Annotated in this window: 3 protein-coding genes and 1 pseudogene; all 4 read left to right on the top strand. The window is 50.3% G+C overall.

Going from position 1 to position 4,499, the window contains the following annotated elements:
• Window positions 1-977 (top strand): tetraacyldisaccharide 4'-kinase (lpxK, locus tag VIM87_RS04530; RefSeq protein WP_331995828.1); only part of this gene is annotated, 977 nt, incomplete at its 5' end.
• 11 nt (window positions 978-988) lie between these two features.
• Window positions 989-3,157, top strand: coding sequence for a ribonuclease R (gene rnr, locus VIM87_RS04535; RefSeq protein ID WP_331995829.1), 2,169 nt, complete (start codon window positions 989-991; stop codon window positions 3,155-3,157).
• Window positions 3,158-3,201: 44 nt separating this feature from the next.
• Window positions 3,202-4,173 carry a polyprenyl synthetase family protein gene (locus VIM87_RS04540; RefSeq protein ID WP_331995830.1) on the top strand — a complete coding sequence of 324 codons (972 nt, stop codon included), beginning with the start codon at window positions 3,202-3,204 and terminating at the stop codon, window positions 4,171-4,173.
• Window positions 4,174-4,297: 124 nt separating this feature from the next.
• Window positions 4,298-4,499: pseudogene (locus VIM87_RS04545) on the top strand (amino acid transporter); the annotation flags it as partial.

Raw genomic sequence — 4,499 nt, forward strand, 5'->3', positions numbered from 1 at the left:
CCGCCGTAAGCTTTGACCTGCCCATTATTGCCGTAGGCAACCTGTCGGTAGGCGGTACCGGTAAAACCCCGCATGTGGAATACCTCATACGCCTGCTGAAAGAACATTTTACCATAGCGACCCTTAGCCGAGGATATAACCGCCGTTCCAGGGGCTACCAGCTGGCCGGTGAGAACAGCACGGCCGCGCAGTTGGGAGATGAGCCCATGCAGTTCCACCAGAAGTTCCCGGATATCAGCGTGTGCGTGGGCGAAGAGCGTATGCTGGCCATTCCCCAGCTGTTAGGCGAAAAACCGGAAACCCAGATCATTTTGCTGGACGATGCCTTTCAGCACCGCTCCATTAAACCCGGCTTTAACATCCTGGTCACAGAATACAACCGCCCCTTTACCCGCGATCATGTGGTGCCTTTTGGCCGCCTGCGTGAGGGGCGTAAAGGTTATGAGCGGGCCAGCTGCATTATTGTATCCAAATGCCCGCCTAACATGACGGAAGCGGAAAAACAGGCCCTGCAGCGGGAAATAAATCCCCTGCCATACCAGCGTCTGTTCTTTACCAGCCTGCAATACGGGCAGCCCTATGACCTGTTCACCCAGGCGCCCATGCGCATAAGCCCGGATGCTACTTTGCTGCTGGTATGCGGTATTGCCCGCCCCGGCCCCCTGGTGCAACATTTAAAAGAGGGTTTTAAAGAGGTGTTCCTGCTGCCTTTTCCGGATCATTATTACTACAGCAATAACGACCTGGAGAAGATCAGCAAAGAGCTGAAAGACTTACCCGGTGCGGAAAAGGTAGTGATCACCACCGAAAAGGATGCCGTGCGCCTGCACCTGTTACAGGAGCGTTTGCAGGAGCTGAACCTGCGCATAGCAGTGATACCCGTGGAAATATCTTTGCTCTTCGGGGAAGGGAATTCATTTAATAATTATATTTTTGACTATATAGAGGGGGCTGGAACATCATATATTAGAACTTAATGGGACATGAGATGAATAAAAAGAAAAAACAAAAAAAAGGCAGTCATAGTGGCCCGAAAAAGACTTTTCGGGGATTGATTGAAGTGACGCGTTCGGGAATGGCCTTTGTAATAGTAGAAGGATTAACAAAAGATATACTGGTAAAACAGAAGAACCTGAATACCGCGCTGGATGGCGATGAAGTGTTGTTAGATGTGTTCAGGGAACATTCCAACAAAGGCAATGGCCGTATGGAAGGCGTGGTAACGGACATCCTTAAACGAAAGAAAACAGAATTTACAGGCACCCTGCAGGTAAATAAAGGTTTTGCCTTCCTGGTACCCGAAAAGGGCGCTTTTTTACCGGATATTTATATCCCTGCCAACTCACTGGGCGAAGCCAAAACCGGCGATAAAGCCGTGGTACGCGTAGTAGCCTGGGGCGAAAAGACCCGCAAGCCGGTAGGCGAGATCATAGAAATACTGGACGCCAGCGATACCAACGACCTGGCCATGAAGGAAATACTGGTGGAAAGCGGTTTTCCATTATCTTTTCCGGATGAGGTGATAGCCGAGCTGGCAGAGATCAAAGAGAAGATAACGGCCGCGGAAGTACGAAAAAGAAAAGATTTCCGCAAACAGCTCACCTTTACTATTGACCCCGTAGATGCCAAGGACTTTGACGATGCCATTTCCATCCGCAAAATAAAAGGCGGTTATTATGAGATCGGTGTGCACATTGCCGATGTAAGCCATTATGTGCTGCCGGATACCGCGCTGGATAAGGAAGCTGATAAACGCGCTACCTCCGTATACCTGCCGGACCGTGTACTGCCCATGCTGCCGGAAAAGATCTCCAACGAGCTGTGCTCCCTGCGCCCGAATGAAGATAAGCTCACTTTCTCCGCGGTTTTCCAGATGAATGAAAAAGGCGAGATCAAGCAGCACTGGCTGGGCCGCACCGTGATCCATTCCGATCACCGCTTTACCTACGAAGAAGTGCAGGAGATCATTGAAGGCAACAGCGAAGGGCCGCATAAGGAAGAAGTGCTGCTGTTGAATAAAATAGCCCGCATCCTGCGTAAAGGCCGTTTTGACGAGGGCGCTATTAATTTCTCCTCACAGGAAGTACGTTTTCAGCTGGATCCTGATGGCAAGCCCATTGGCATTGTGATTAAAGAAAGCAAGGAAGCGCACCAGCTGATAGAAGAATTTATGTTGCTTGCCAACCGTACGGTGGCAGAGTATGTATCTAAAATAAAGGTCAACAAACAATCCGTGCCTTTCCCTTACCGCGTGCACGACACGCCCGACGAGGAAAAGCTGCAGGTGTTCTCCATTTTTGCCCGCAAGTTCGGCCACAAGTTTGACCTGGATAACCCGGACCATATTGCCCGTTCCTTTAACAAGATGCTGGCGCTGGCCAAGGGTAAGCCGGAGCAGCATGTGCTGGAAACCATCGGCATCCGTACCATGGCCAAAGCCATTTACACACCGGATAACATTGGCCACTATGGGTTAGGATTTGCGCACTACTGCCACTTTACCTCCCCCATACGCCGCTACCCGGATGTGCTGGTGCACCGCGTGCTGGCGCAATGCCTGGCTGAAGATATACACCCCGATAAGTATATGGAAAAGAAGTGCCGCCACTGCTCTGAAATGGAACGTAAGGCCATGGAAGCAGAGCGCGCTGCCAACAAATACAAGCAGGTGGAGTACATGCAGCAGTTTATTGGCGATACTTTTGACGGCGTTATAAGTGGTGTTGCGCATTTTGGTTTCTGGGTAGAGACCATTGATACCAAGTGCGAAGGCCTGGTAAGCATTCACAACATGCTGGCCCGTGATGAGTTTAAGCATGATGAAAGTGAATATGCCCTGGTAGGCCTGCACACCGGCCGCCGGTTCCGTATAGGCGATAAGGTGAAGATCCGCGTAATGTCGGCCAACCTCACCAAACGCCAGCTGGATTATGACCTGGTAGAGGATCTGGAAGAACAGCCAACCTCCAGGCCCGGCAACATTGGCAAGCCCAAACGCAAAGAGAAGGAAAAGGAGAGAGGGGAACGGGTGCAGCAGGGACCAGGTAAAAAACCTAAGGCCAATAAGCCCGGCGCCAAACCTAAACCTAAAGCCGCAGATAATAATGTAAACAAACCTGCTAAAGCCAAACCACGTTCCCGTAAAAAGGAATCATAATTTTGCTTGATCAAAATATCCGACTTCAGACTTCATTTTATAACATGCACTCTTTTCAGGAACTTATAGCACAATTTATCCAGCAATTTGATCAGCAACATTTCCCGGACCAGCCTTCTACGCTGTACAACGCAGCCTCCCACATACTGAAAATAGGAGGTAAGCGCATACGCCCGGTACTGGCCCTTATGGGAAATGAGCTGTTTGATACCATTCATGCAGATGCCTGGCAGGTAGGCAATGCCGTAGAGCTGTTCCATAATTTCACCCTCATTCACGATGATATTATGGACAAGGCCCCGCTGCGCAGGAACAACCCCACCGTGCACACCCTTTATGGCGAACCGGCCGCTATCCTGGCGGGCGATGCCATGCTCATATATGTGTATGAATGCCTGAACCGGGTGCAGTCGCGCTACAAACAAAAGATCGTATCCGTATTTAACCGCGCGGCCATACAGGTATGCGAAGGGCAGCAGCTGGATATGGATATGGAAGCCATGGACCCTGCACAGGTGAAGTATGATGATTATGTGAGCATGATAGCCCTGAAAACATCCGTGCTGCTGGCCGCCTCCCTGCAAATGGGCGCTATTATTGGCGGTGGCAGCGAAGGCAACCAGGGCTACTTATATGAGTTTGGGAAGAACATAGGTATTGCCTTCCAGATCCAGGACGATTACCTGGATGCTTTTGGCGATCCGGAAAAGTTTGGCAAACAACAGGGCGGCGATATCCTGGCTAATAAAAAGACCTTCCTGCTGCTGAAAGCACTGGAGCTGTGCAACCCTGCACAGCGTACCCGCCTGCAGCAGCTGCTGGATACCGCCCCGGACGATAAGGTAGCGCAGGTGCTGGAGCTGTTCCACGACTGCAGCATTGATAGCTGGGCCGAAAAGGAAAAGGAACGTTTTCAGCAAAAGGCGTTCGACAACCTGGAAAGCATCGCCGTATTATCTTCCCGTAAAAAGCCCCTGATGGAGCTGGCCGATTTCCTTTTAAGCCGCCAACATTAAGATCTTAGATTTACGATTTTAGATTTTAGATTGGGGAACCCCAATTGCTCCGGTCAGATCTAAAATCGTAAATCTAAGATCGTAAATCTGATTATATTCGCAGATCACCAAAATTGAACTTGCTTTGTCTAAGTCGTTATTCCGCAGGAAGTCATTATCCACTATACTTAAGGATGCAAGGGAAGGGTTAACAGACGCGCATGGAACAGGATCTCTGCACAGGGTACTAAAAGTAAAAGACCTCACCGCTATGGGTATTGCCGCCGTAATTGGCGCAGGCATCTTCTCCACCATTGGGGAAGCCTCTTTCCATGGCGGGCCGGGGG

It is taken from the genome of Chitinophaga sp. (assembly GCF_036569125.1).
GTDB lineage: Bacteria > Bacteroidota > Bacteroidia > Chitinophagales > Chitinophagaceae > Chitinophaga.

Bases quoted from the DNA above. Each gene is read 5' to 3' on its own strand.
- rnr (WP_331995829.1), top strand. From the start codon at position 989: ATGAATAAAAAGAAAAAACAAAAAAAAGGCAGTCATAGTGGCCCGAAA.
- VIM87_RS04540 (WP_331995830.1), top strand. From the start codon at position 3,202: ATGCACTCTTTTCAGGAACTTATAGCACAATTTATCCAGCAATTTGAT.